The 24,653-nt window shown below is 73.6% G+C and carries 20 protein-coding genes, 1 pseudogene and 1 riboswitch; of the genes and pseudogenes, 16 read left to right on the top strand and 5 right to left on the bottom strand.

Annotated elements, in window-relative coordinates:
* Positions 1 to 149 precede the first annotated feature (149 nt).
* From ACWCSV_RS28510 to ACWCSV_RS28485, 6 genes are all read left to right on the top strand, one after another.
* A complete protein-coding gene (locus tag ACWCSV_RS28510) occupies positions 150 to 2,009 on the top strand; it encodes an acyl-CoA dehydrogenase family protein (protein ID WP_451147035.1) in 1,860 nt (619 codons plus the stop codon).
* A gap of 293 nt (positions 2,010 to 2,302) precedes the next feature.
* A complete protein-coding gene (locus ACWCSV_RS28505; RefSeq protein WP_451147033.1) occupies positions 2,303 to 2,563 on the top strand; it encodes an acyl carrier protein in 261 nt (86 codons plus the stop codon).
* Positions 2,560 to 3,783: a beta-ketoacyl-[acyl-carrier-protein] synthase family protein gene (locus ACWCSV_RS28500; protein WP_451147031.1), complete on the top strand. Its 1,224-nt coding sequence runs from the start codon at positions 2,560 to 2,562 to the stop codon at positions 3,781 to 3,783. Before ACWCSV_RS28505 ends, ACWCSV_RS28500 begins: the two co-directional genes overlap by 4 nt.
* Before the next feature lie 131 nt (positions 3,784 to 3,914).
* A riboswitch (cobalamin riboswitch) is annotated at positions 3,915 to 4,103 on the top strand.
* A 71-nt stretch (positions 4,104 to 4,174) separates the two neighbouring features.
* Positions 4,175 to 5,209 carry an ABC transporter substrate-binding protein gene (locus ACWCSV_RS28495; RefSeq protein ID WP_451147029.1) on the top strand — a complete coding sequence of 345 codons (1,035 nt, stop codon included), beginning with the start codon at positions 4,175 to 4,177 and terminating at the stop codon, positions 5,207 to 5,209.
* Positions 5,206 to 6,333 carry a FecCD family ABC transporter permease gene (locus tag ACWCSV_RS28490; RefSeq protein WP_451147027.1) on the top strand — a complete coding sequence of 376 codons (1,128 nt, stop codon included), beginning with the start codon at positions 5,206 to 5,208 and terminating at the stop codon, positions 6,331 to 6,333. Before ACWCSV_RS28495 ends, ACWCSV_RS28490 begins: the two co-directional genes overlap by 4 nt.
* The gene (locus tag ACWCSV_RS28485) at positions 6,330 to 7,118 is read left to right on the top strand and encodes an ABC transporter ATP-binding protein (protein WP_451147025.1); all 789 of its coding nucleotides are present in this window, start codon (positions 6,330 to 6,332) and stop codon (positions 7,116 to 7,118) included. Before ACWCSV_RS28490 ends, ACWCSV_RS28485 begins: the two co-directional genes overlap by 4 nt.
* Positions 7,119 to 7,224: 106 nt before the next feature.
* Here ACWCSV_RS28485 and ACWCSV_RS28480 read toward each other — a convergent pair whose 3' ends face one another.
* On the bottom strand, positions 7,225 to 8,226 hold the full coding sequence (locus ACWCSV_RS28480; RefSeq protein WP_451147023.1) for a PRC and DUF2382 domain-containing protein: 1,002 nt from the start codon (positions 8,224 to 8,226) through the stop codon (positions 7,225 to 7,227).
* Positions 8,227 to 8,641: 415 nt separating this feature from the next.
* Between ACWCSV_RS28480 and ACWCSV_RS28475 the strand changes: the two genes are divergently transcribed.
* Positions 8,642 to 9,316: an adenosylcobinamide amidohydrolase gene (locus ACWCSV_RS28475; protein ID WP_451147087.1), complete on the top strand. Its 675-nt coding sequence runs from the start codon at positions 8,642 to 8,644 to the stop codon at positions 9,314 to 9,316.
* 16 nt (positions 9,317 to 9,332) lie between these two features.
* Here ACWCSV_RS28475 and ACWCSV_RS28470 read toward each other — a convergent pair whose 3' ends face one another.
* The gene (locus ACWCSV_RS28470; protein ID WP_451147021.1) at positions 9,333 to 10,589 is read right to left on the bottom strand and encodes a sulfite oxidase; all 1,257 of its coding nucleotides are present in this window, start codon (positions 10,587 to 10,589) and stop codon (positions 9,333 to 9,335) included.
* A 227-nt stretch (positions 10,590 to 10,816) separates the two neighbouring features.
* On the opposite strand from ACWCSV_RS28470, the gene ACWCSV_RS28465 reads away from it, so the two are divergent.
* The gene (locus ACWCSV_RS28465) at positions 10,817 to 11,743 is read left to right on the top strand and encodes an oxidoreductase (RefSeq protein ID WP_451147019.1); all 927 of its coding nucleotides are present in this window, start codon (positions 10,817 to 10,819) and stop codon (positions 11,741 to 11,743) included.
* Between the two features lie 112 nt (positions 11,744 to 11,855).
* Here the strand turns inward: ACWCSV_RS28465 and ACWCSV_RS28460 are convergent, their stop codons facing one another.
* Complete coding sequence (locus ACWCSV_RS28460) at positions 11,856 to 12,728, bottom strand: RNA polymerase sigma factor SigF (protein WP_451147017.1); 873 nt, start codon at positions 12,726 to 12,728, stop codon at positions 11,856 to 11,858.
* Positions 12,729 to 13,300: 572 nt separating this feature from the next.
* On the opposite strand from ACWCSV_RS28460, the gene ACWCSV_RS28455 reads away from it, so the two are divergent.
* From ACWCSV_RS28455 to ACWCSV_RS28430, 6 genes are all read left to right on the top strand, one after another.
* On the top strand, positions 13,301 to 14,104 hold the full coding sequence (locus ACWCSV_RS28455; RefSeq protein WP_451147015.1) for a GNAT family N-acetyltransferase: 804 nt from the start codon (positions 13,301 to 13,303) through the stop codon (positions 14,102 to 14,104).
* Between the two features lie 278 nt (positions 14,105 to 14,382).
* Entirely contained in the window at positions 14,383 to 15,063 is a 681-nt protein-coding gene (locus ACWCSV_RS28450; protein ID WP_451147013.1) for a TetR family transcriptional regulator, read from the top strand.
* Complete coding sequence (locus tag ACWCSV_RS28445; RefSeq protein ID WP_451147011.1) at positions 15,060 to 15,836, top strand: SDR family NAD(P)-dependent oxidoreductase; 777 nt, start codon at positions 15,060 to 15,062, stop codon at positions 15,834 to 15,836. The genes ACWCSV_RS28450 and ACWCSV_RS28445 overlap by 4 nt, the downstream gene beginning before the upstream one ends.
* Before the next feature lie 122 nt (positions 15,837 to 15,958).
* Entirely contained in the window at positions 15,959 to 16,999 is a 1,041-nt protein-coding gene (locus tag ACWCSV_RS28440) for an NAD(P)-dependent alcohol dehydrogenase (RefSeq protein WP_451147009.1), read from the top strand.
* Positions 17,000 to 17,195: 196 nt separating this feature from the next.
* Positions 17,196 to 17,330 (top strand): hypothetical protein, encoded by a 135-nt coding sequence (locus tag ACWCSV_RS28435; protein WP_451147007.1) that lies wholly within the window; start codon positions 17,196 to 17,198, stop codon positions 17,328 to 17,330.
* A 161-nt stretch (positions 17,331 to 17,491) separates the two neighbouring features.
* On the top strand, positions 17,492 to 18,037 hold the full coding sequence (locus tag ACWCSV_RS28430) for an MOSC domain-containing protein (protein ID WP_451147085.1): 546 nt from the start codon (positions 17,492 to 17,494) through the stop codon (positions 18,035 to 18,037).
* A 15-nt stretch (positions 18,038 to 18,052) separates the two neighbouring features.
* Here the strand turns inward: ACWCSV_RS28430 and ACWCSV_RS28425 are convergent.
* Positions 18,053 to 18,294 (bottom strand): annotated as a pseudogene (locus ACWCSV_RS28425) (IS5/IS1182 family transposase); the annotation flags it as partial.
* Between the two features lie 213 nt (positions 18,295 to 18,507).
* On the opposite strand from ACWCSV_RS28425, the gene ACWCSV_RS28420 reads away from it, so the two are divergent.
* Positions 18,508 to 20,283: an ABC-F family ATP-binding cassette domain-containing protein gene (locus tag ACWCSV_RS28420; protein WP_451147005.1), complete on the top strand. Its 1,776-nt coding sequence runs from the start codon at positions 18,508 to 18,510 to the stop codon at positions 20,281 to 20,283.
* Positions 20,284 to 20,335: 52 nt separating this feature from the next.
* Here ACWCSV_RS28420 and ACWCSV_RS28415 read toward each other — a convergent pair whose 3' ends face one another.
* Positions 20,336 to 20,818 (bottom strand): NUDIX domain-containing protein, encoded by a 483-nt coding sequence (locus tag ACWCSV_RS28415; RefSeq protein ID WP_451147003.1) that lies wholly within the window; start codon positions 20,816 to 20,818, stop codon positions 20,336 to 20,338.
* A 218-nt stretch (positions 20,819 to 21,036) separates the two neighbouring features.
* On the opposite strand from ACWCSV_RS28415, the gene ACWCSV_RS28410 reads away from it, so the two are divergent.
* On the top strand, positions 21,037 to 24,588 hold the full coding sequence (locus ACWCSV_RS28410) for a phosphodiester glycosidase family protein (RefSeq protein ID WP_451147001.1): 3,552 nt from the start codon (positions 21,037 to 21,039) through the stop codon (positions 24,586 to 24,588).
* Positions 24,589 to 24,653 lie beyond the last annotated feature (65 nt).

Raw genomic sequence — 24,653 nt, 5'->3', positions numbered from 1 at the left:
CCCGACGGAGGACCGGTCGTCGGATCGGGCTTCCGGGCGGAGGCACTCGTGGCCGGTCCGCGTGCGCGGGGCGTGCACCGGCCGGGCGCACGCACCGGGTACCGGCACGACGGCGGGTGTCCTCGCCCTTCCACGATCGTTCAACGAACATGACCCCTCAACCGACCGCGGCGCTGCCGCCTGCCGTCACGGACGCCCTGACCGCCGTACTCTTCGGCCCCGACTTCCGCCGGGAGCACGCCTTCTGGCGCCGGCTGACCACCACCGAGGCTTTCCGGAGCGGCACATCTGCCACGTCCGAGGACCAACTCGTCATCAGTTACGAGCGGTTGCGGCTGATCAACCGCTCCCTCGACAGTGCGGCCCGGCTGGCCTCCGACGTACGCTCCCTCACCGCGATGCACGAGTGGCTCGGGCCGGTCGACCCCACCCTCGCCACGGTGGCGGGGATTCACTACAACCTCTTCCTCGGCAGCCTGCTCGACCACGACCCCGAGGGCCGCCGCGATCTCTCCGGTCCCCTGCACATGGACGAGATCGGCACCTTCCTCTGTACGGAGGTCGCGCACGGCAACGACGCGACGGAGGTGGAGACGACCGCCACCTACGACCCCCCGCGCGACGGCTTCGTACTGCGCACCCCGCACGCGGGCGCGCAGAAGTTCATGCCCAACACCAGCCCGGTGGGCGGCCCCAAGAGCGGGCTGGTCGCCGCCCGGCTCGTCGTCGACGGGACCGACCACGGCGTCTTCCTCCTGCTTGTCCCGCTCACCGACGCCGTCGCGGCCCTCCCGGGCGTACGGGTGCGCAGGCTGCCGGCCCGGATGGGGTCGCCGGTGGACCACTGCCTCACCTCGTTCGACGACTGCTTCGTCCCCCGTACCGCGCTGCTCGCCGGGCCGCAGGGACATGTCGGGGGCGGCGGCGAGTTCGCCAGCGCGCTCCCGAGCAGGCGGCGGCGCCTGCTCGTCTCCCTCGCCAGGGTCACCCCGGGCAAGCTGGCCATGAGCGCCTGCGCGGTCGGCTCCGCGCGCGTCGCGCTCGCCGTCGCCGTGCGCTACGCCGGGCACCGTACGGTCGCCGGCCCGCGCGGCTCCGATGCGGTCCCCGTCTATGCCCACCGCACCCACCACGGGCCGCTGGCCGAGGCGTTGGCCACGGTGTTCGCGATGAGTCTGCTGCACCGCCGGGCGCTCGACCGCTGGGAGGCGGGCACGGCGGACCGGGGCGCCGCGGAGCGGCTGGTGGCCGTCGCCAAGGGGTGGATCACCTGGCAGGCCAGGGACGTGATCGTGGAGTGCCGCGAACGCTGCGGAGCCCAGGGGCTGCTGGAGCACAACGGGCTCGCCGCGCTGGTCACCGGCATCGAGGGCACCATCACCGCCGAGGGGGACAACCTCGCCGTGCACGCCAAGGCGGCGGCCGAGATGCTGCTCGCGGCCCCGGAACACGCGGCCGACGGGGAGACGGGGGAGGCGCCCGGCGACCTCCGGGACCCGGCGTTCCTGCGCGGGCTGCTCGCCGCGCTGGAGGCGCTCCGCTTCGCGCGGGCCCGGTCGCGGATGGGCGCCGCCCCGCCCGGGAACGCGCTCGGCCGCTGGAACGCGGCCTCGGGAGCCGCCCTGCGCGGTGTGCGGGCGCACGCGGTCCGGCAGGCCGCCGAGGCGTTCGCGGAGGCCGGCGCCACCCTGCCCGCGGGGCCCGCGCGCGAACGGCTCGCCGAGGTCGAGCGGTTGTTCCTGCTGCGCCAGGTCGGGCAGGGCAGCGGGGAACTGCTGGCCGACGGCCGGGTGACGGCCGAGCAGGTTCGCTCCCTGCCCGATCTGTACGAGGAGACCGTTGCCACCGTCGCCGCGCACGCCCCCGCGCTGGTGCGCTCCTTCGCGCTGCCGGACGAGCTCTTCGCCGGCCGGCCGATCGCGGGGTCCGCCTACGCCGACGCCTACGACGACCCCGAAGGCCCCTGGCACCGGGCTCCCGCCCGCCCGGCAGGGGAGGCCGCGCGGTGACCGACGGAGCAGGCCGTTCGGCGGCCGGCGAGGGAGGGAGTGCGGAGGCCGCCTCTCAGGGGCGCGTCCGACGGGTACGCGAGGCCATGGGCTCACTGGGGGTGAAGGCCGTTCTGCTGGCGTACTGGGGAACGGCCTTCGTTGTCTCGGCGGGGCGGGAGAAGTCGCAGGTGGGCGTAGAGGAATCGGTTCGCCGGAAGGCGTAACCAGATGAGGCTCAGCCAGTTACCGAGATGGGCCCACTGAACGCGCCCGCCACCCCCCAGGTATGTGCCGAATACAAGAGGAAGATCATGAAGGCCATTCATCCGAAGATTGTCGGCGTGCTGACCGATACGTTCAAGGTGCCCCCGGCCGAGATTCACCCGGAGTCCACGATGGACAGCCTGGAGATGGACTCACTCGCGGTGGCGGAGTTCGCCGTCGTCATCAAGGAAACCCTCGGCATCCACACCCCCGTCGACACCCTCCACCGGGACGCCACCCTCGCGGACATCTCGGAGTTCATCCGCACCGCATCCCGTCGCGGGGAGCCGGTGAGCAACACCCGATGAAGAGGCCCGAGATCGCCGTCACCGGACTGGGCATGATCACCCCGGCGGGCAACGACACGGCCTCCACCTGGGAGGGCGTGCTCGCCGGAGTGTCATCGGCCCGTACGGTTCCCGAACTGGACGGGTGCGCGGTCGACTTCGCCTGCACGGTCACCGGCATCGACCTGGACGACGCCGTCGGCGGCCGGACCGCCTACCGGATGGGCAAGTACGTCAAGTTCGCCGTGCTCGCCGCCCGGGAGGCGGTGGCCGACGCCGGTCTCGACCCGGGCGGCTGGGACGGCGCCCGGGTCTCGGTCGTGGTGGGCACCAGCAGCGGCGGGTCGGCGGGCCTCGCCGAGCAGGCCGTGGTGCTGGACCGGCTGGGGGCCGAGGCGTCCTCGCCCGCGGGCATCCTGCTCACCATCCCCAACATGCCCGCCGCGGAGATCGCGATCCAACTGGGGGCCACCGGCCCCAGCCTCGCTCCGTGCACGGCCTGTTCGTCCGGGGTCACCGCCCTGTCCGTGGCGCGGGACATGCTGATGAGCGGCCAGTGCGACATCGCCGTCGCCGGGGCGACCGAGTCGATCGTCTTCCCGGTGGCGATGACCGGCCTGGCCCGGTCCGGGGCGGCGGCCCTGCCGGACGGCGACCCGTCGCGGCTCTGCCGCCCGTTCGCCGAGGACCGCGCGGGTCTCGTCATGGGCGAGGGGGCCGCCATCATGGTGCTGGAGCGGGCCGAGGACGCCCTGGCCAGGGGGGCGGTACCGAGGGCGTTGATCGCGGGCACGGGGGCGACCACCGACGCCCACCACCCCACCAGCCCGCACCCCTCAGGCAAGGTGGCCAGGGCGGCCGTCGACGCCGCCCTGCGGGACGCCGACTGGCGCGCCGAGGACGTCGACCACGTCAACGCGCACGGCACCGCGACCCCGCTCAACGACGCCACCGAGGCCGCACTCATCGCCGGGGCCTACCCGCACCGGCCGCCGGTCACCGCGCCCAAGGGCGTGCTCGGTCACTGCATGGGGGCGGCGGGCGCCATCGAGGCCGCGCTCACCGTGCTGACCCTCCAGCACCAGCTCGTCCCGCCGATCGCCAACCTGGACGCGCCGGCACCCGGGTTCGACATCGACTGTGTCACCAAGGCCCCCCGGCCCGTCGTGGTCCGGCGGGCCGTCAGCCACTCCTTCGGGTTCGGCGGCCACAACGCCGTGATCGCGCTGCGGCTGCCCTGACCCGGGAACCTGAGCAGCGGGCGCCGCCGGACGACCTCCGGCGGCGCCCGCTGTCGTACCCGGCCCCGATGGCTGTCCCGCAGCGATGGCCGTACCGCACCGAACAGGCATCCGGCAGGCGCGGAGGGGCGTGATAGCTTCCCAGTGCCAGTCGCACTCCACAGATGGGGTCAGGGAATCCGGTGAGAGTCCGGAACTGACGCGCAGCGGTGAGGGGGACGGGCGGGGCCACGGCCACTGGGAGACCCACGGGTGTCCCGGGAAGGCGCCCCGTCCGCACGAACCCGAGTCCGAAGACCTGCTGGCGCCCTGCGACCCGTACGGGCCGCAGTCTTCCGTACAACGGGCCCCGCGCATGGGCCCAGAGACGCCGAGGTACCTCGTGCCCCCCATGGCCCGATCCGCCCGTCCCGCTGCCCTGCTGACGGCGGGGCTCCTGCTGCTGACCGCCTGCGGTGGTGCCGACGACGACGCACCGGCCGGCGCCGGCGCGGCCGGTGACGGATACCCGGTGACGCTCCGCAACTGCGGACGCACCGTCACCGTCGCCTCCGCCCCGCGCCACGCGGTCTCCCTCAACCAGGGATCGACGGAGATCCTGCTCTCCCTCGGCCTCGCCGACCGGCTCGCGGCCACCGCCACCTGGACCGACCCCGTGATGAAGGGCCTGGAGAAGGCCAACGCGAAGGTCCCGAGGCTCTCCGACAACGCCCCCTCCTCGGAGAAGGTGCTGGAGCAGGAACCCGACTTCGTCAGCGCCTCGTTCGAGTCCACACTCGGCAAGGGCGGGGTCGCGCCCCGCGAGCAGTTCGAGGGCCTGGGCGTCCCCACGTACGTCTCGCCCTCCGACTGCACCGGCAAGGACAACAGTGGCGACGGCGACGGCGCCCGCTCCACCGCCCTCACCCTGGACAGCGTCTACGGCGAGATACGCGACCTGGCCCGGGTGTTCGGCGTACCGGAACGCGGCGAGAAGCTCATCGCCGGCCTGCGGGCCCGCGTGGCGAAGGCGACCGACGGCATCGACGCCTCCGGCACCACCCTGATGTACTGGTTCGCCAACTCCGAGGCCCCGTACCTGGCGGGCTGCTGCGGGGCGCCCGGCATCATCACCACCGAACTCGGCGCGAAGAACGCCTTCGACGACACCCACGAGGAATGGCCCCAGATCAACTGGGAGACCGTCGCCGACCGTGATCCGGACGTCCTCGTCATCGGCGACCTCACCCGCAAGTCGCAGACGGCGGAGAGCGCCGCGAAGAAGATCGAGTTCCTGGAGTCCAACCCGGTCACCAAGAACATGGACGCCGTACGGAACAAGCGGTACGTCCTGCTCAGCGGCCAGGCCATGAACCCCACCATCCGCACGGTGGAGGGCATCGAGCGCGTCGCGGTGGGGCTGCGCGAGTTCGGCCTCGCCGGATGACGGCCGACGGCGACCCGGCGGCCGCCCGCACCCCGGCACAGGCCGGCCCCCGCCCGGTGACGGCCGGCGCGAGCATCCGTCCCGTACCGGACGGGCGGCGCACCGGCCTGCGGACCCTGCCCGAACCGCTCCTGTGGGGCGGCGGAACCGTGCTGCTGCTTGCCTCCGTCGCGGTGGCCGTCACCATCGGCCCGGCCCGTATCTCCGTCGCCGACGTGTGGTCGGTGGTCGCCGCCCACCTGGGCCTCGGTGACACGGAGCTGAGCCCGATCCGGGACGGCATCATCTGGGACCTCAGGATGCCGCGCACCCTGCTCGCGGCCGTCTGCGGCGCCGGGCTCGCGGTGTGCGGGACCGTCATGCAGTCCCTGCTCCGCAATCCGCTCGCCGACCCCTTCGTCCTCGGCGTCTCCTCGGGGGCCTCCACCGGCGCTGTCGTGGTCGTGGTGCTGGGCGTCGGCGGGGGAGCGGTCTCCCTCTCGGCGGGCGCGTTCGCCGGGGCGCTCGCCTCGTTCGCGCTCGTCCTCGTCCTCAGCCACACCCTCGGCGGCACCACGGACCGGGTCGTGCTCTCGGGCGTCGCGGTGATGCAGCTCTTCTCCGCGCTCACCTCGTTCACCGTGATGACCGCCGCCGACGCCGAGCAGACGCGCGGGGTGCTGTTCTGGCTGCTCGGCTCGCTCAGCGGGGTCGGCTGGACGGACGTCCAGCTCTGCACCGGCGTGGTGGTACTCACCCTGGCGATCTGCCTGGGGCACGCCCGTACGCTCGACGCCTTCGCCTTCGGGCAGGACGCCGCGGCCACGCTCGGCGTCCATGTCGCGCGGACCCGGACCGTGCTGCTCTGCACCACCGCGCTGCTCACCGCCGCGCTGGTCAGCTCGGCCGGGGCGATCGGCTTCGTCGGCCTGGTGCTGCCGCACGCCGCCCGGGCACTCGCGGGTGCCGGACACCGCAGGCTGCTGCCCGTCACGGCGCTGGCCGGCGCCGTCTTCCTGGTCTGGGTCGACACCCTGGCCAGGACCGTCCTGGACCCCCAGGAGGTGCCGGTCGGCGTGGTTACCGCGCTCATCGGGGTACCGGCCTTCGTCCTGGTCCTGCACCGCACCCGGAGAGTCGTATGACCGCCCCCGCCGAGGGACTGCGGGCCGACCGGGTGAGCCGGGCGGCCGGCGGCCGTCTCGTTCTCGACGGGGTGACCCTCGCCCCGCCGCCCGGCGCCACCGTCGGCCTGATCGGCCCCAACGGCTCCGGAAAATCAACCCTGTTGCGGGTGCTCGCGGGCGTCCTGCCGCCGGAGGGCGGCCTCGTCACGCTCGACGGCGAACCGCTGGCCACGACGAGCCGGCGCACCGTGGCCCGGCGGGTCGCCGTGGTCGACCAGCACGCGGCGACCCAGGTCGAGCTGAGCGTCCTCGACGTCGTACGCCTCGGGCGCATCCCGCACCGCCGTGCCTGGTCCGCGCCGGGCCCGGCGGACGACGAGGCCGTCCGGCGGGCCCTGGAACGGACCGGACTGAACGACCGCGCCGGGCAGTCCTGGCACACCCTCTCCGGCGGCGAACGCCAGCGGGTCCAGATCGCCCGCGCCCTCGCCCAGCAGCCCCGCGAGCTCCTCCTCGACGAACCCACCAACCACCTGGACATCCAGCACCAGCTGGAGCTGCTGACCCTGGTGTCCTCACTGCCCCTCACCTGCGTCGTCGCCCTGCACGACCTGAACCTGGCCGCCATGTTCTGCGACCTGGTCACCGTGCTGGACGGCGGACGGGTGGTCGCGGCGGGCACCCCGCACGAGGTGATCACCGAACGGCTCATCGCGGACGTCTACCGGGTACGGTCCGTGGTCACCCCGGACGGCCCGCAGGGGCGGCCCAGCGTGCGGTTCCTGCCCGCCGCCGGGGCTTGATCCGGGCTGGGCGCACGGGCAGGGCGCACGGGCGGAACCGTCACTGCGGTTCCGCCCCCGCGCCCTGCCCGTGGTGGCCTCGGTCCGCCGCCTGAGCGGCCGGAGGTCAGCTGCGTCCACCCGGCCCGAAATCACCGCCCATGTCCTTGCCGGTGCGGGATTCCGTACCGTCCGCGTAGTCGATCTTCTCCTTGCGGACCTCGGCGGAGACCTCCTTCTGCTCGGTCACCCGGTCCCTCTCCAGCCGTACCCGCTCCACGGCCACGGCCTCCTTGCGCACGGTCGCGCGCTCGGCGTGCAGGGTCACCTCGACGTCCTGGTCACCTATGGCGGTCTGCCCGGTCACCTTCTCGCCCGGCGCCAGCGGCTCCCGGACCACGCGAACCTCCTCGTGCGAGACGGGCACCGTGCGGGTGACCTCCTCCGTCACGACGTACTTGTGCAGGCGGGCCTTCCCGCTCTCGTACTCCTCCGTGCCGACGCGCAGCTGCTCCTCGGAGCGGATGAGTTCCTCCTGGCCGGCGAGGTCGGCCTTGGACATGTCGGGGGCGGACCTCGCACCGGCGCCCGCCAGCGGCCGTGCTCCGGCCGCGGCGTCGGTGTCCCGGTGCGTGCCGGCGCCCGTCATGCCCGCGGTACCGCCGGCCGCCTTGCCGGTGCCGGAGGTGCGGGCCGCGCCCGCCGCTCCGGCACCCGCGGCCGCTCCGGCCGCGCCGCCCATCGCGCCCGTGCCCGCCGTCGTCCGGCCGTCCGCGCCCATGCCCGTACCTGCGGTGCTCCTGGGCTTCCTCGTGAGTCCGTAGTGGCGGTAGAGCTCCTCCTCCTCGGCGACGGAGAGATGGGCGTCCGCGTCGACCCGGGGAGCGTCCTTGACGCTCTCCTTCGGGTGCGCCACGTGCAGGTCCGCGCCGACCCGACGGGCCCCGGCGAGCGGAACGAAGCTCTCCTTCATCCCGAACATGCCGGTCTTGACCGTGACCCAGTCGGGCTTGCCGGTGTCGTCGTCGACGTACACCCGGCCGACACTGCCGACCTTCTCGCCCCCGTTGTCGTAGACGGTGAGACCGTCGAGCTCTCCGGAATCCGTGAAACCGTCAGCGGCTGCCATGACCGATGCCTCCTCGCCCGGACGCGTCCTGTGGTGGGTCCACTCAGGTGCGGCACGCCCGGTTCCATCGCGCCTCACCCGGATGGCCCCTGCAACCCACCGGCCATCCGGGGCCCGGCGGACAGGGGCCGTCGCCCCTGCCCCGCCCCGCGACCGCCGGGAAAGGCGACCCGGGCCACCCGTTAGGCCAGACGGGTGACGACTCAGGTGGCAGACGGCACACCGGCCCGCCCGGAAGGCGTACGGCCGGTGCCCGGCGGCACCGGGGCCACGCATAGGATCGTCCGGCCGTCGTCGTCCGTACCGCCGACCGGCCATCGCCTCCGCACCGGCCGGCCACCACGGCCGGCCGCCGCACACCCCGGGAACCGCCATCGTCTCCGTACCCCTCCCGCGCCCGGCCCCGCGCCGCCGCCTGCGCACCCGGCACGAGGACGGCCACCGGCTGGGCCACCTGGTCTGGCGGCTGGCCCCCGGCAGCCGGGTCTGCAGCAGCGCGGTCCTCGGCGGCGGCATCGGCACCCGCGCCTGGATCCTCAACGCCCAGGTCCCCGGCGGGTACCCGAGGCTCGACCCCGACCGGCACCTCGCGGAGATCGCGGCGGCGGAGGGACTCGACGGACCCGGCACCGGACTCATGACCGCCGCCGACGTGAGCGCCTACACCGAGGCGGAAGACGGGGGCGTGACCGCCACCGTCACCAGCGGCCTGGGCGTACGCGGCTGGGCGGCAGCCCCGGCGCCGGGCGCGGACGGCCCGCCGCCACCCGGAACGGTCAACATCGTCGTCGTCCTCCCGGTCGCCCTCAGCGACGCCGCCCTGGTCAACGCGGTCGCCACCGCCACCGAGGCCAAGGTGCAGGCGCTCCTGGACGCCGGGCTGGACTGCTCCGGAACCCCCACCGACGCCGTCTGCGTCGCCGTGCCCGCCCCGGGCGCCGAAGGCCCGGAACCGTTCGCCGGTCCCCGGTCGCGCTGGGGCGCACGCCTGGCGAGGGCGGTGCACGCCGCCGTACTCGACGGCGCGCTGCTCCACCTGCGCGACGCGCGCGAGCCCAGCCGGCCGGGCGGCGGGGCCCCGCTCCGGTAGGCCCCTCCCCCCGCTCTCAGACCACCGTCACCGGGTGGCGTACCACGGCGTCGAAGAGGTACCCCTGCGTGTTGTACGCGGCGGTCTCCGGCTGGGTCCGCCCCGACCTGTCCGTGGCCCGCGCCAGCAGGACGCCCGGCCCGGTACGGTCCGGCACCCACTCCGCCGACCAGCGCACCCAGCTTCCCGCGCGCGGTTCGTCGCGCAGCCGGGCCCGCCGCCAGCGGACCCCGCCGTCCGTGCTGATCTCCACCGACCGGACCGGGGCGCCGCCCGACCAGGACCGTCCCGTCAGCCCCGCCCGCCGGCGCGCGGTGAAGGACGCGCCGAGCGGAAGCTCGAAGGCGCTCTTGAGGGTCTGCCGGGTCAGCGGTGCGCTGCCCTCCGCGGGATAGCCGGGTCCGAACAGCCGGTAGAGGGTGGTGTTCCACGGGGAGACCAGCGGCTCGGTGCTCACCTCGATGTCGCCCACCCACTTGATGTTGGCGACCCCCACCCACGAGGGCACGACCAGCCGCACCGGGAATCCGTGGTCCGGCGGCAACGGCTCGCCGTTCATCTCGTAGGCGAGCAGCACGTCGTCCAGGGCCTTGGACACCGGCAGCGGCCGGCGCACCCGCCCCAGGTTCACGCCGTCGGTCACCACCTCCGCGTCCAGACCGCGCGGCAGCACGTCGACGGCGTGCCGGCCGATGCCCGCACGACGCAGCACGGTCCGCAGCGGCACCCCGCGCCAGCGCGCGGTCCCGATCGCGCCGAGGGTCCATGCCGTGCCGCTGACCTGCTGGTTCTGCTGGGAGGTGTAGAAGCTGCGGGCGTTGCCCGCGCACTCGATGAAGGTGGTGCGGGTGACCGACGGCAGGGCGCGCAGGGCGTCGTACGTGAAGTCCACCGGGCCGCCGGTCAGCCCGTCGCCCCAGACGGTGAGTTTCCAGTCGGCCGCCTCGATGCGGGGCGTCGCGGTGTGGTTCCGTACGAAGAAGCGGTCCGTGGGGGTGAGCAGCCCCGTCGTGCGCAGCGCGGCGAAGTTGGTCTCCGCGTTCGTGCCCCGGATCGTGAACAGGTCGGCGGGCAGCGGCTTCACCACACCGGGCAGCGACTCAGCCGCCTGCGCGGGAGTCGCCGCCGAGGCCAGCGGAACGGCCACCGAGGCGGCGGCCGCCAGCCGCAGCAGATCCCGCCGGCCGATTCCGGCGGCCCGCGCCCTGCCGTCCGCCCACTGGCGCACGCGCATCCGGTCGTACGCGGACTCGGACAGCGGGGCGTGAACCATGGGCGCTCCTCGGGGAATGCGGAGAGGTGGTGCCGACGCGGCTTCACCGCGGGCCGGTTACGGACCGTAGGGTGAGCCGTGCGTGCCGGGAAGGCGCTCGGCCGCCCTGCCATGAACCTGCAATGCGGTGGCAACAGTCGGGCAGCGGATGCCATGCGCGGGCCGGGGGAGCGGGAGACGGCCGAACAGGTTTGCCCGTGCCACCGCCGTACGACGAATATGACGCCATGACCTCACCCACCATCACGGCAGCGGCCTCGGGCGCCTGGACCCTCGGCGACCGGAAGATCAACCGGATCGGCTTCGGCACCATGCGGCTGCCGCAGACCGGTGCGGCGTTCGACCCCGATGCCGCCCCGCGCGACCGTGACCAGGCGATCCGCGTGCTGCGCCGCGCCGTCGAACTCGGCGTCAACCACATCGACACCGCCGCGTTCTACTTCTCGCGCCTGCGCTCCGCCAACGAGCTGATCAACCGGGCGCTGGGGCCGTATCCGGACGACCTCGTCATCACCACCAAGGTGGGCCCCGGTCGCGGTCCCTCCGGTGAGTGGCTGCCCCACGCCACTCCGGAACGCCTGCGCGAGCAGGTCGAGGAGAACCTGCGCCAGCTCGGCCGCGACCACCTCGACGTGGTCAACCTCCGTGTGCTGGGAACCCATTCGATCGCCGAACGCTTCGGCGTGCTGGCCGGCTTGCGCGAGGAGGGGCTCATCAGGCACCTGGGCATATCCAACGTGACCCCCGAACACCTCGTCGAGGCGCAGAAGATCGCCCCCGTGGTGTGCGTACAGAACCTCTACGGCATCGGAGTACGCCCCGACCAGGACGCCTTCGTCGACAGCTGCGGAGGACAAGGCATCGCGTTCGTGCCGTTCTACTCGATCGCCGGTGCCGGCCGCGACGCGGGGGCCGGTGCGGCACCGGAGCGCGACGAGGTGACGGCGGTCGCGCGGGCGCACGGCGCAAGTGCCGCGCAGGTCCGGCTGGCCTGGACGCTGCACCGCGGCCCGCACGTGCTGGGCATTCCCGGCACCGGCGATCCGGCACACCTGGAGGAGAATGTGGCCGCCGGGGCCCTGCGGCTGACCGAGGAGGACCTGACCCTCCTGGACGCCGCCCACCACGCCGTCGACGCTCCGGCCGGGAACTGACCGTACCGCCGTCCCCGGCCGCCGGGCCCCGGGGGAGCGACACGCAGGAAGGGCGCGACCCGAAGGCCGCGCCCCGTGCTGTCCTCTCCCGGACAGTGCCCGCCCCGCCGGATCACTCCTCGGTCAGCATTCCGTCGCGCAGCTTGCGCAGCATCCGGCTGAGCAACCGGGACACGTGCATCTGGGAGATGCCCAGTTCGGCGCCGATCTCGGCCTGGGTCATCTCCAGACCGAAGCGCATGTCGATGATCCGGCGTTCCCGCGCGTCCAGTTGGCCCATGAGCGGGGCGAGCGCCTGGAGGTTCTCCACGCCCTCCATGGCGGAGTCCGGCTCGCCCAGCACGTCGGCGAAGGTCCGGCCGTTGGTGTGCGGGCGTCCCGACTCGCCGCTGTCGGTGGGCATGTCGAGCGAACCGGCGGTGTAGCCGTTCGAGGCGACGATCCCCTCCGTGACCTCCTCCGGCGACAGCTCCAGGTGGTCGGCGAGCTCCTGGACCGTCGGGTCGCGGTCCAGTTCGACGGCGAGGGCGTCCTTGGCCTTGGCGAGGTCGACCCGCAGTTCCTGAAGCCGCCGGGGCACGTGTACGGCCCAGCTGGTGTCACGGAAGAAGCGCTTGATCTCGCCGACGATGTACGGCACCGCGAAGGAGGTGAACTCCACTTCGCGCGAGAGGTCGAACCGGTCGATGGCCTTGATCAGCCCGATGGTGCCGACCTGGATGATGTCCTCCATGTCCCCGCTGCCCCGGTTGCGGAACCGGCCGGCGGCGAAGCGGACGAGGGAGAGATTCATCTCGATCAGCGTGTTCCGTGCGTACTGGTACGCGTGGGTGCCCTCTTCCAGCTCCTGGAGGCGGTCGAAGAAGACCCGCGAGAGCTGACGTGCGTCCTGGGGGGCGACCTTCCCCGCATCCTCGATCCACGGGAGCCCGTCCGTCACCCCCGCCTTGTCCACCGTGGTCGTCCGTGCCGTGTGTGCGGTCATCCCGTCACGCTCCCCTGCTCGAATGCCCTCAGGTACTGGCACCTTCCCCCGGCTTCACGCCTCATGCGCCGTCAGCGAAAGGGATCAGGACAGGAGTTCGGAAATGGCCAGGAATCCACCATGCCGACGGCCACGCGCCGCTCTCGACGCTGTCCCCGTCCCCCGGTCCGTGGTCCCCGTCCCCCCGGCCCGTTGTGGCGGCGGTCCGCCGGGCACGTCGAGGACGTCGGCGCACAGAGCCGCCCCACCGGTACGGGGGAGCCCGGCGGGGCGGCCGTCACCAGGGTGCCACAGGCGGATGCCTGGGGGAGGCGTACCGGCCAGGCTCCCCCCTTCCGGGAGCTCCGGGAGCTCCGGGAGGCCGCCCACCGGACGGACCGGCGGCGCGATCCGCCGGTCCGGAGCCGGGAATGCCTCGGCCGCCGGAGGAGCCGGGAATACGCGGTCGCCGGAGCCCGGAACGCCTCGGCCGCCGGAGCCGGGAATACGTGGTCGCCGCAGGCGCTTTTCGCCAGATGCGGCGCCATCCGTCCGGCGCCGGCCCCACCGAGGAACACCGGAGCGAGGAAAGCATGTCCGAGGCATACGTCACCGATCACCGCGGAGCCCCCGCGAGCAGGGGGAGCGGCCCGGTGGGCGCCCCCGCCCCACGGCAGGTGAGCTCCGGCCATCCCCTTCACCCGCTGGACAACCCTTCTCTCTCCGCGCTGAGTGGCCCGCAGGCGCACCTCGCCGAGTGGCGCGGCCGCGTCGTCCGCTATCCCGCCGACATGGCGCCCTGGTTCGCACTGCCGGAAGAGCCGGACGCGAAGGACTGGGCGGACGCCGCCGCACTCGCGGGCCCCGGTGCCATGGTGATGCTCATGGGCGTCCAGCAGGCGCCGCCGCAGGACTGGGAGATCGACTTCGAGGCCGACGGTGTGCAGCTGACCGGTGAGGGGCTGCGCCCGGAGGCGTACCCCGAGGCGGTCCGGCTCGGCGCGGCGGACGTACCGGAGATGCTGGAACTGGTCGCCCGCACCCGCCCGGGGCCGTTCCTCCCTCGAACCGTCGAGCTCGGTACGTACCTGGGCATCCGGCGCGGAGGGGTGCTGGTCGCGATGGCGGGGGAGCGGGTGCGCCCGGCCGGCTGGAGCGAGATCAGCGCGGTCTGCACCGACGCTTCCGTGCGGGGCCAGGGCCTCGCGAGCCGGCTGGTGCTGGCCGTCGCCCATGCGGTCACCGAGCGCGGCGACACCCCGTTCCTGCACGCGGCGGCCGAGAACACCGGGGCGATCCGGCTCTACGAGTCCCTCGGCTTCCGTCTCCGCCGCACGACCGTGTTCCGGGGCGCAACGACCCCGTCGGAGCTGCCCGCCCCGGCCGTGAGCGTCTGACACCGCCCTTGCCGCCCCGGTGGGGCCGCCAGGGAGGGGGCGTCGGCGAGCGGAACTGCTCGCCGGCGCCCCTTTTCGCTGCCCTTTCCCTCGCGCAGGTGCTCGTCCGGCAGGCTTCTGCGGCCTGGCCGGCCGACCGGTATCCGCCCCGGGTCGTCCGGCCCGCCGCGCCCCGCCGCGTTCCGTTCCGTGCCCTGTCCCCGGCCGCCCCACCTCCATAAAAAAGTCCCACCACGACATTTGTCCCGCTGAGACATTTTTGGGTGTACGGTGCAGACATGAGCACGGAACAGAGGGAACCGGAGAGGCGGGGCCGCAAGGCCCGCCGGACCCGGGACGCGCTGGCCCGGGCCGCGTTCGAGCTCGTGCTCGACCGGGGGCTGCGCAACGTGACGGTCGAGGAGATCGCGGAAGCGGCCGACGTCGACCGGCGCACCTTCAGCCGGTACTTCCGGAGCAAGGAGGACGCGGTCCTCGACGCCGTACGCGGCGACGGCGACCGCATCAACGAGGCGCTGCGTGCCCGGCCCGCCGCCGAGCCCCCGCTCACCGCCTACCGGCGTGCCGTACTCGACTGGCTCGACGACACCGCCGCCGGGCCCTGGCACCTGCGCCCCCGGATCTTCGAGCTGCTGGTCCTGGCGGAGGAGGAGCCGACCCTCTACGCGGCGTACCACCACATCAGGGTGGATGCCCAGGAGGAGTCGGTCGCCATCCTGGCGGACCGGCTCGGCGTCGACCGCCGCGAGGACATCCGTCCCGCCGTGACGGTCGCGGCCGGAGCCGGAGCCCTCCTCGCGGCGCAGGCCGCCTGGGTCCGCGGCGGTCTCCCGGACGTCCTGCCCGAACTCGTGGTCCAGGCGTTCGACGCCCTCTCCGCGGACCTCCTGACTCCGGCCGCCCCCACCGGGACGCGTCCGGCGCACCGCAGCACCACAGAAAGAAGCACCTCATCATGAGCACTGACCTCTCCACCTCCTACGCGACGGAGTTCACCGGCAAGGTCGCGCTGGTCACCGGCGGCGCCTCCGGCATAGGCCTGGCCCTGTCGCAGCGCCTCGCGGCCGGCGGTGCGGCGGTCGTCGTCGCCGACTACGACGAGGAGAGCGCCCGAAAGGCCGTCGCCGAGCTGACGGCCACCGGCGCCCGCGCCGCCGCCGTCCGCCTGGACGTCACCGACCCCGCCTCCGTCGAAGCCGGTGTCCGGTTCGCCGTCGACACCTTCGGCGCCCTGCACCTCGCGGTGAACAACGCCGGCATCGGCGGCCCCGCCGCCCCCACCGGTGAGTACGCGGTCGAGGACTGGAACCGCGTCGTCGCCACCAACCTCAGCGGCGTCTTCCACTCGATGCGCTACGAGATCCCCGAGCTGCTCAAGGCCGGCGGCGGCGCCATCGTCAACATCTCCTCCATCCTCGGCACCAACGGCTTCGCCCAGTCCCCGGCGTACGTCGCCGCCAAGCACGGCGTCGTCGGCCTGACCAAGACGGCGTCCCTGGAGTACGCGGCGCGGAACATCCGCGTCAACGCCGTGGGCCCGGGCTTCATCGACACCCCGCTGCTCCGCAACACCGACGGCCCGGCCCGCGACCACCTGATCTCGCTCCACCCCGCGGGCCGCCTGGGCACCTCGGAGGAGGTCGCCGAGCTCGCCGCGTTCCTGCTCTCCGACCGCGCCTCCTTCGTCCACGGCAGCTACCACCTGGTCGACGGCGGCTACTCCGCCTCCTGACCACCCGCCCCGGACACACCAGGGGTGACGGGGGCACAGATCAAAGGGGGTCCGCCACCGGCGGACCGGCCGAAACCCGGCCGGAACCGGCGGCGGGCCCGGTACAGAACAGAGGAAGAACCATGAAGGCAGTCCAGTACCGCACCGTGGGCGCGGCACCCGAGGTCGTCGAGATCCCGAAGCCCGTGCCCGGTCCGGGCCAGATCCTGCTGAAGGTCACCGCGGCCGGCGTCTGTCACTCCGACATCGCCGTGATGAGCTGGCCCGCCGACCAGCTCACCTACCCGCTGCCGCTCACCCTCGGCCACGAGGGCGTCGGCACCGTGGTGGAGCTGGGCGACGGCGCCGAGGGTGTCTCCGTCGGGGACAACGTCGCCGTCTACGGCCCCTGGGGCTGCGGCACCTGCGTGAACTGCGCCGAGGGCCGTGAGAACTACTGCCTGCGCGCGGACGAGCTCGGCATCATGCCGCCCGGACTCGGCAACCCCGGCGCCATGGCCGAGTACATGATCGTCGACAACGCCCGCCACCTGGTCCAGATCGGCGACCTCGACCCGGTCAAGACCGTCTCCCTGACCGACGCCGGCCTCACGCCCTACCACGCGATCAAGCGCTCGCTGCCGAAGCTGACGCCCGGCGCCACGGCCGTCGTCATCGGCACCGGCGGCCTCGGCCACGTCGCCATCCAGCTGCTGCGCGCGATGACCGCCGTCAAGGTCGTCGCCCTCGACGTCACCGAGGACAAGCTGGAGCTGGCGCGCAAGGTCGGCGCCCACGAGACCGTGCTGTCCGACGAGAACGCCGCCGCCAAGGTCCGCGAGCTCACCGGCGGCGTCGGCGCCAAGGTCGTGCTGGACTTCGTCGGCGTCGACGCGACCGTGAAGACGGCCGGAGCGGTCGCCTCCGTCGACAGCGACGTCACCATCGTCGGCATCGGCGGCGGTCTCCTGCCCGTCGGCTTCGGGGTGCTGCCGTTCGCCACCTCGGTCACCGCGCCGTACTGGGGTTCCCGCAAGGAGCTCGCCGAGGTCGTCGAGCTGGCACACGCCGGCGCCGTCGACGTCCACGTCGAAACGTTCTCGATCGACGAGGCGCCGCTCGCCTACGAGCGCCTGCACGACGGCAAGATCAACGGCCGGGCGGTCATCCTGCCCAACGGCTGACACAGACCCCGGGTCCCGCCCGTCCTCCCCCCGGGAGGGCGGGACCCGGCCTCTTGGTGGCCCGTACGCCTGCCGTACGGGCACCGAGCCACCCGACGCGGGCCGCCGAACCACGGCGACGGCCCGCGTCGGCATGTCCGCTTCGGCATCATCGCGAGGGGGCCCACCGGGCCGTACACGCGGTCATACCGCGGCCATGGGATTCGCCACGCTGCTCACCCTTCCCACCCCGGTGGTCGGTCCGACCACGCTCGCCCTCGCCGACCAGCTGATGCTGCGCGCCTCCCGCCCCGGCGTGCTGCCCGGGCGGAACGGCGTCCGGCAGGGCTAGGAGCCGTCCCTTTGGCGTTCGGTGACGGGACGGTACCGATCAGGAGCCGGACATGTCCCATCCGCCCGACGAGGTCCGCCCACTGCACGCCTCCCTCGCGCGGCTGCTTGCACGGCCTCTATGATCGACCAGCCGCGGAACGACGACAGGTGGAGGGCGTGATGCCTGGTCAGGTGGTCGCAGTGAGCCGTAACGGGGGGTACTCGTTCAGCAAGCCCACTCGCGATTCCATCAGGTTGCTCACAGGGCTCGGAGTGGAAGGAGACGTGCACGCGGGTGAGACGATCCGCCACCAGTTCCGCATGACCTACGAGCCGCACCTGCCCAACCTGCGCCAGGTCCACCTGATGCACGAGGAACTCTTCGACGAACTCGCGCTCAAGGGCTTCAGGGTCTCTGCGGGCCAGCTCGGCGAAAACATCACCACGCGCGGGATGGACCTGTTGGGCCTGCCCACCGGCGCCCTGCTCCATCTCGGGGAGCAGGCGGTGCTCGAGGTGACCGGACTGCGCAACCCGTGCTCGAAGATCAACGACTTCCGCAAGGGACTGCTTGGTGAGGTCTTCGCCATGGACCCCTTGTCCGGCGAGTTCACGTTCAAGTGCGGCGTCATGGCTGTGGTCCGCCACGGAGGGACCGTCCGCCCCGACGATTCCATCCAGGTCGAGCCCCCGCCACGCCCCCACCGCCCACTGGAACGAGTCTGAGTTCGTGTTCCGTGGTCATCCGCGTGCCCGGATGAGGATGGCGGCGAGGTGGAGTGCGGCCTGGTGGGCGATGGCGAGCTTGTCCGTGCGCATGGCCAGGCCGCGCCACTGCTTCAGCCGGTCGACACAACGCTCGACCGCGTTGCGCTGCTTGTACGCCTCGGCGTCGAAGGACTGCGGTCGGCCTCCGGCACTGCCTCGCCGCAGACGGTGGCCGACTGGTCGGACGGCTGGGGGATGACAGCGCGGACTCCACGGGAGACGCCCGTCCGGGCGTTCCTCTAGACTCGCACCATGGGTTCGTACCACTACTTCCGCTGATCCGTTCCGGCGAGGACCGCCGCAGCTCCGCGCGGCGCGCCGCGCGCGCTGCCCGGGTGCCTCCCGCCGACCGGAATCCACGCCCCCGCACGCCCGCCCCCGGGCGGCGCACCGGGCCCTCCCTCAGCGAAAGCACAGGAACGACACCCATGTCCGCATCACGCGACCGCTCGCAGATCACCCTCCAGGACGTCACGCTGGCCTACGGCGACCGGACGGTCCTGGAAGGCGTCTCCCTCACCGTCAAGTCCGGCGAACACGTCGCCGTCATCGGCGAGAACGGCTCCGGCAAATCGACCCTGCTCCGGCTCATGTCCGACGCCGAGGCCCCGGACGTCGGAGAGGTCGTCACCCGGTTCCCCGACGGTGTCGGCCACCTCGCTCAGACCCTCGCCCTCGCCCCGCACCACACCGTGCAGGACGCCGTCGACACCGCCCTCGCCGAACTCCGCGACCTGGAACACCGGATGCGCGTAGCCGAGGCCCGGCTGTCGGGCCCCGCCCCCACGGCGGACGAACTCGACGCCTACGGAGAGCTGCTGACGGCCTATCAGGATAGGGGCGGGTACGAGGCCGACGCCCGCACCGACGCGGCGCTGCACGGTCTCGGACTCGCGCACCTGCCACGCGACCGCCCCCTGGCCACCCTCTCCGGCGGCGAGCAGTCCCGGCTGGCCCTCGCCTGTGTGCTGGCCGCCGCACCGGAGTCGCTGCTGCTCGACGAGCCGACCAACCACCTCGACGTGCCCGCCGTGCGCTGGCTGGAGGACCACCTGCGCGCCCACCGGGGAACCCTCGTGGTGGTCACCCACGACCGCGCGTTCCTGGAGGCCACCACCAACGTCATCCTGGAGGTGGACCGCGACCGGCGCACCGTCACCCGCCATGGCGACGGCTGGGAGGGCTACCGGACGGCGAAGGCCGCGGCGCGGCGCCGGTGGGCTCAGGAACACCAGGAGTGGCTCACCGAACTCGCCCGCACCGAAGAGCTGGTGGAAGCCGCGGGCCGGCGGCTCCGGTCCACCGGCAAGGACCCGGCGGAGGGCTTCGGCAAGCACCGCCGCTCGCACGACGCCAAACTCTCCGGCCGGGTCAGGGCCGCGCGGACGCGCCGTGACGCTCTGCGTGCTGCCCCCGTACCCCCGCCGCCGGAGCCCCTGCGCTTCACGGCGGGGCTCATCCTCGCCACCGAAGCCACCGAAGCCACCGAAGCCACCGAAGCCGCCGAAGCCGCCGAAGCCGCCGAAGCCGCCGAAGCCGCCGAAGCCGCCGAAGCCGCCGAAGCCGCCGAAGCCGGGGGCGGCGCCGACCCCATCGGCGCCCCGGCACCGCTTCTCTCGCTCGAGTCCGTCTCGGTGGGGGAGCGGCTGCGCCTGCCCGCCCTCGACGTGCTGCCCGGGCAGCGTCTTCTGGTCACCGGCCCGAACGGCGCGGGCAAGACCACCCTGCTCAGGGTGCTCGCGGGCGACCTCGCCCCCGACTCCGGGACGGTCGCCCGGCGCGGCCGCGTCGGCTACCTCCCCCAGGAGCTGCCGGCCAGGCTGACCCGCCGTTCGCTCCTCGCCACCTACGCGGCAGGCCGGCCGGGCTTGCCCGAGGAGTACGCCGGGGACCTGATCGCCCTCGGACTGTTCCGCGCCGAGGACCTCGGTGTCGCGGTGTGCGACCTCTCCGTCGGCCAGCAGCGCAGACTCGCCCTCGCCCGGCTGGTGACCCGCCCCGCCGACGTACTCGTCCTGGACGAACCGACCAACCACGTCGCCCTCGACCTGGTCGAGGAGCTGGAAGCCGCGCTCGCCGTGTACGAGGGGGCGGTCGTCGTGGTCTCCCACGACCGGGCCTTCCGCGGCCGGTTCACCGGGGACGTGCTGGAACTGCGCGACGGACGCCCCGCCGGGGCTTCCCGGGCGACGGCCGGAGCGTAGTACCGCGGCGGTCCCGGCGACGGTCCGCCGGACCCGGCCCGCCCGGCGGAACCTACGCCTCCAGGTGGGCCAGCAGCCGTTCCACGAAGACCCGCTGACCCGTCACCAGGCGGGAGGCCGCCTGCTCGGGGGTGCACCAGGCGACCCGGTCGATCTCGGGGAACTCCTGGATCACCCCGGAGCCCCTCGGCCACTCCATGGCGAAGGTGCCGTACACCGCCTTCGCGGTGTCCACCTCGCCCTCCACCGCCCAGATGGTCACCGTCTTGCCGCTCGCCTGCCGGGACTGGCCCAGCGGCACCCAGAAACCGTCCGGCAGAGGCAGGCCCACCTCCTCCTCGAACTCCCGGCGGGCCGCCGTCTCGGCCGCCTCGCCCGGCTCGTACTCGCCCTTCGGGATCGACCACGCGGCGTCCTCACGCCCCGCCCAGAACGGGCCTCCCATATGGCCGAGCAGCACCTCGACCCCGTCGTCGTCCGTTCCGGTCCCGGTCCGGTAGAGAAGGACCCCCGCACTGCGCTTGCTCATCGACATGTCGTCAATTCTCCGTACATCGCGAAACCCGCGCCACCGGTTCGGGCATACCGGGCGGCCCGAAAACCGGCCGGTCGCAGCGTCCGTACGACGGCGGCCGACGCCGCGTCGTGCACCCGGGGACGACGCGCGCCCGCCGTACTCTGTTGTCCCCGCCGCCACTCCCGCCCCCTGGCGCCGCTCGTACACCCCCGGCATGCTGTCCGCCACAAGCGCTGATGAACCGTCCAACCCGCCTCTCAGCAGGAGGACTTGTGCGTCGACGTCCAGGGCCCGCCGTCCGCTCCGCGCGGGCGCTCGTGCTGTTCGCCACCGTATGCGGGGCCGTAGTGGGGACAGTCGCCCCCGCGGCGGCCGACACGACACCCGACCCCCACCCGCACACCGCCGCCGAGATCCTGAGACCGGTGGCCCCGCCCGGCGCGCGCGCCCCGGCAGGCGCCGGGCGTTCCGCCACCGACGCCCCCGTCATCGACGACCACGGCATCCGGACCGCCCGCACCTCCCGGCCCGTCGCACCCGGCGTCGGCCTCACCTCGTACGACCGGCTCGAAGCCGCCACATGGCTCCGTGTCGACGCGCTCACCGTGGACCTGAGCGAGGACGTCCGCGCCGACTACCTCTCCACCGGGAAGGTCAGCGACCGGCGTACGGTCTCCGAGCTGGCGGCCGGCCACGACGCCGGAGCGGGCCGCCGCACCGTCGCCGCCGTCAACGCCGACTTCTTCGACATCAACGAGACCGGTGCACCGGTAGGACCCGGTGTCCGGGACGGGGCCCTCGACCACTCGCCGGCCGCCGGCTCCTCCCACGCCGTCGGCATCGGCCCCGCGGGCGCGGGGCGGGTCCTGGACCTGTACTTCGAGGGCACGCTCACCCTGCCCTCGGGCGACCACCCGCTCGGCGCCTGCAACGCGGCCGACGTCCCCGCCGGATCCATCGGCGTGTACACCTCCGCCTGGGGCGACGCCGACCGCGCGCTGACCGTCAACTCCTCGGCGCGGCCGGTCGCCGAGGCCGTCGTACGGGACGGCAGGGTGGTCTCCGTCTCCGCGACGCCCGGCAGCGGCCCCGTTCCCGAGGACACCACCGTCCTCGTCGGACGCGAGGCCGGAGCGGAACTCCTGACCGCGCTGCGGCCGGGCGACCCGGTCGAGCTGACGTACCGGGCGCGCACGGACGACGGGCCACTGCCGCGCACCGCCGTCGGCGGGCGCGAACTGCTCGTCGTGGACGGCGTGGAACAGAACCACGACGGCGAGGGCAACAACACCGCCGCACCCCGCACCGCGGTCGGATTCTCCCGGGACGGCCGCACCATGCACGTCATCACCGTGGACGGCAGGCAGGCCGACAGCGGCGGGGCGACCCTCACCGAACTCGGCCGGATGATGCGCGAGGCCGGAGCCTGGAGCGCGCTCAACCTGGACGGCGGCGGCTCCTCCACCCTGGTGGTGCGCGAACCCGGCAGCGATGCCCTCCAGGTGGAGAACAGCCCCTCCGACGGCAGCGAACGCACCGTCCCCAACGGCCTCGCCCTCACCGCGCCGGACGGCAGCGGCACCCTCACCGGTTACTGGGTGGAGACCCGCACGCCCCCGGCCGCCGCCCCGGGCGACGACCCCGTCGCCGGCGGTCACCCCGACCGGGTCTTCCCCGGCCTCACCCGCGCCCTGACCGCAGCCGGTTACGACGAGACGTACGGCCCGGCGGCCGGCAGCCCGCACTGGCGCACCGCCGCTCCCGGTGTGGGCACCGTCGACGCGCGCGGTGTGTTCACCGCCCGGCGCGGCGGCACGGCCGAGGTCCTCGCCGAGCGTGGCAGAGCCCGGGGATCGGCCCGGCTCACCGTGCTCGACGAGCTGACCCGCACGAGCCCCACCACCGAGCGCCTCGGCCTCTCCGGGGAAGGCGCCACCGGCACCTTCGGCGTCGTCGGCTTCGACGCCCACGGCGACAGCGCCCCCGTCGAACCCCGCGACATCACCCTCGACTACGACCGCGCCCTCTTCGGCGTCCACGACGACGGGCGGGGCTCCTTCACCGTCACCGCCCGCGCCGGCAGCGGAACGGCCGGCCTGATCACCGCCTCCGTCCACGGCACCACCACCGTGCTGGCCGTCACGGTCGGCCTCGCGGACCAGGCGGTCTCCGGCTTCGACGACGCGGACGCCTGGAAGTTCAGCCAGGCCCGCGCGAGCGGCTCGCTGGCCGCCACCGACGACGGGCACACCGGAACCGGACTGAGGCTTGACTACGACTTCACCCGGTCCACCGCGACCCGCGCCGCCTACGCCGCCCCGCCGCAGCCCGTCGCGGTGCCCGGCCGGCCCCAGTCCTTCACCCTCTGGATCAACGGGGACGGCAAGGGCGCCTGGCCCACGCTCCACCTCAAGGACGCCGCCGGAACGGACCAGCTGCTCCGCGGCCCCTACGTCACCTGGACCGGCTGGCGGAAGGTCACTTTCGCCGTGCCCGCCGGAGCCCCGACGCCCCTGTCGGTGTACCGGTTCTACCTGGCCGAGACCGCCGCCGGCGCGCAGTACACCGGAGGGATCGTCATCGACGACCTCGTCGCCCAGGTCGTCCCGGCAGCCGACCTGCCCGCCCGGGAGCCGGCGCCCGACCCGCTGATCGACACGGCGGCCGACACGGAAGGCCGGGACTCACGGTTCGCGGTGATGTCCGACGCCCAGTTCGTCGCCCGCGACCCCGACAGCGCGATCGTCGCCCAGGCCCGGCGCACCCTGCGCGAGATCAAGGCCGCGCACCCGGACTTCCTGGTGATCGACGGCGACCTGGTCGACGAGGGCTCGCCCGCCGACCTCGACTTCGCCCGCCGGATGCTGGACGAGGAACTCGGCGACGACCTGCCCTGGTACTACGTGCCGGGCAACCACGAGGTGATGGGCGGCTCGATCGGCGCCTTCACCGACCGGTTCGGCCCGGCCCACCGTACGTTCGACCATGCCGGCACCCGCTTCATCACGCTCGACACCTCCAGCCTCAGCCTGCGGGGCGGCGGCTACGCGCAGATCCGGGAGCTCCGCGAGCAGCTGGACGCGGCGGCCGCTGATCCGGGCATCGGCTCCGTCGTACTGATCGAGCACGTGCCCCCGCGCGACCCCACGGTGCAGCGGGCCAGCCAGCTGAGCGACCGCAAGGAGGCGGCCCTCCTGGAGGAGTGGCTCGCCGGATTCCGCCGTACGACCGGCAAGGGGGCCGCCTTCATCGGCGGTCACGTCGGGGTGTTCGACGCCTCGCACGTCGACGGCGTGCCCTACCTCGTCAACGGCAACTCGGGAAAGACTCCCTCCGGTCCGGCCGACGGGGGCGGGTTCACCGGCTGGAGCCTGGTCGGTACGGACCGGGTCACCCCCGCCGAACAGGCGGCGGCCCGGCAGCGGCCCTGGGCGGGCGGACCCGACTGGATCTCCGTACAGACCCGGGCACACGTCGACGGACTCACCCTCGACGCCCCCGCCGCGCTCGCACCGGGCGGCCGGGCGGGGGTGTCCGCCCGGATCACCCAGGGAGCGCGCACGGTACCGGTCGCCTTCCCGGTGAGCGCCGACTGGACCGGTTCCCCGAACCTCCGGATCGGGGACACCGCCGGAGCCCGCGGCCGCCCCGTCGCGCTCCTCGACCCGGACACCGGCACGCTGACCGCCCTGCGGCCGGGCACGGTCACCCTCGCGGTGACCGTCGACGGCGTCACCCGGAGCGCCCGTGTCACGATCGCCGCGGAGGGGAGCGCCGGGGCGGCCTGATCGCGGGCGGCGGGCCCGGCCTTTCCCGCCGGGCCCACCGCCCACACCGCGCGGCACGCGAACGC

Source organism: Streptomyces sp. NPDC001770 (assembly GCF_053596135.1).
The sequence above is the reverse complement of the archived record's forward strand: the minus strand, read 5'-3'. Positions and strand labels throughout refer to the sequence as shown.

Excerpts from the sequence above, each read along its gene's own strand:
- ACWCSV_RS28510 (WP_451147035.1), top strand. The coding sequence starts at position 150 with ATGACCCCTCAACCGACCGCGGCGCTGCCGCCTGCCGTCACGGACGCC.
- ACWCSV_RS28505 (WP_451147033.1), top strand. The coding sequence starts at position 2,303 with ATGAAGGCCATTCATCCGAAGATTGTCGGCGTGCTGACCGATACGTTC.
- ACWCSV_RS28500 (WP_451147031.1), top strand. The coding sequence starts at position 2,560 with ATGAAGAGGCCCGAGATCGCCGTCACCGGACTGGGCATGATCACCCCG.
- ACWCSV_RS28495 (WP_451147029.1), top strand. The coding sequence starts at position 4,175 with ATGGCCCGATCCGCCCGTCCCGCTGCCCTGCTGACGGCGGGGCTCCTG.
- ACWCSV_RS28490 (WP_451147027.1), top strand. The coding sequence starts at position 5,206 with ATGACGGCCGACGGCGACCCGGCGGCCGCCCGCACCCCGGCACAGGCC.
- ACWCSV_RS28485 (WP_451147025.1), top strand. The coding sequence starts at position 6,330 with ATGACCGCCCCCGCCGAGGGACTGCGGGCCGACCGGGTGAGCCGGGCG.
- ACWCSV_RS28480 (WP_451147023.1), bottom strand. The coding sequence starts at position 8,226 with ATGGCAGCCGCTGACGGTTTCACGGATTCCGGAGAGCTCGACGGTCTC.
- ACWCSV_RS28470 (WP_451147021.1), bottom strand. The coding sequence starts at position 10,589 with ATGGTTCACGCCCCGCTGTCCGAGTCCGCGTACGACCGGATGCGCGTG.
- ACWCSV_RS28465 (WP_451147019.1), top strand. The coding sequence starts at position 10,817 with ATGACCTCACCCACCATCACGGCAGCGGCCTCGGGCGCCTGGACCCTC.
- ACWCSV_RS28460 (WP_451147017.1), bottom strand. The coding sequence starts at position 12,728 with ATGACCGCACACACGGCACGGACGACCACGGTGGACAAGGCGGGGGTG.
- ACWCSV_RS28455 (WP_451147015.1), top strand. The coding sequence starts at position 13,301 with ATGTCCGAGGCATACGTCACCGATCACCGCGGAGCCCCCGCGAGCAGG.
- ACWCSV_RS28450 (WP_451147013.1), top strand. The coding sequence starts at position 14,383 with ATGAGCACGGAACAGAGGGAACCGGAGAGGCGGGGCCGCAAGGCCCGC.
- ACWCSV_RS28445 (WP_451147011.1), top strand. The coding sequence starts at position 15,060 with ATGAGCACTGACCTCTCCACCTCCTACGCGACGGAGTTCACCGGCAAG.
- ACWCSV_RS28440 (WP_451147009.1), top strand. The coding sequence starts at position 15,959 with ATGAAGGCAGTCCAGTACCGCACCGTGGGCGCGGCACCCGAGGTCGTC.
- ACWCSV_RS28435 (WP_451147007.1), top strand. The coding sequence starts at position 17,196 with ATGGGATTCGCCACGCTGCTCACCCTTCCCACCCCGGTGGTCGGTCCG.
- ACWCSV_RS28430 (WP_451147085.1), top strand. The coding sequence starts at position 17,492 with ATGCCTGGTCAGGTGGTCGCAGTGAGCCGTAACGGGGGGTACTCGTTC.
- ACWCSV_RS28420 (WP_451147005.1), top strand. The coding sequence starts at position 18,508 with ATGTCCGCATCACGCGACCGCTCGCAGATCACCCTCCAGGACGTCACG.
- ACWCSV_RS28415 (WP_451147003.1), bottom strand. The coding sequence starts at position 20,818 with ATGTCGATGAGCAAGCGCAGTGCGGGGGTCCTTCTCTACCGGACCGGG.
- ACWCSV_RS28410 (WP_451147001.1), top strand. The coding sequence starts at position 21,037 with ATGAACCGTCCAACCCGCCTCTCAGCAGGAGGACTTGTGCGTCGACGT.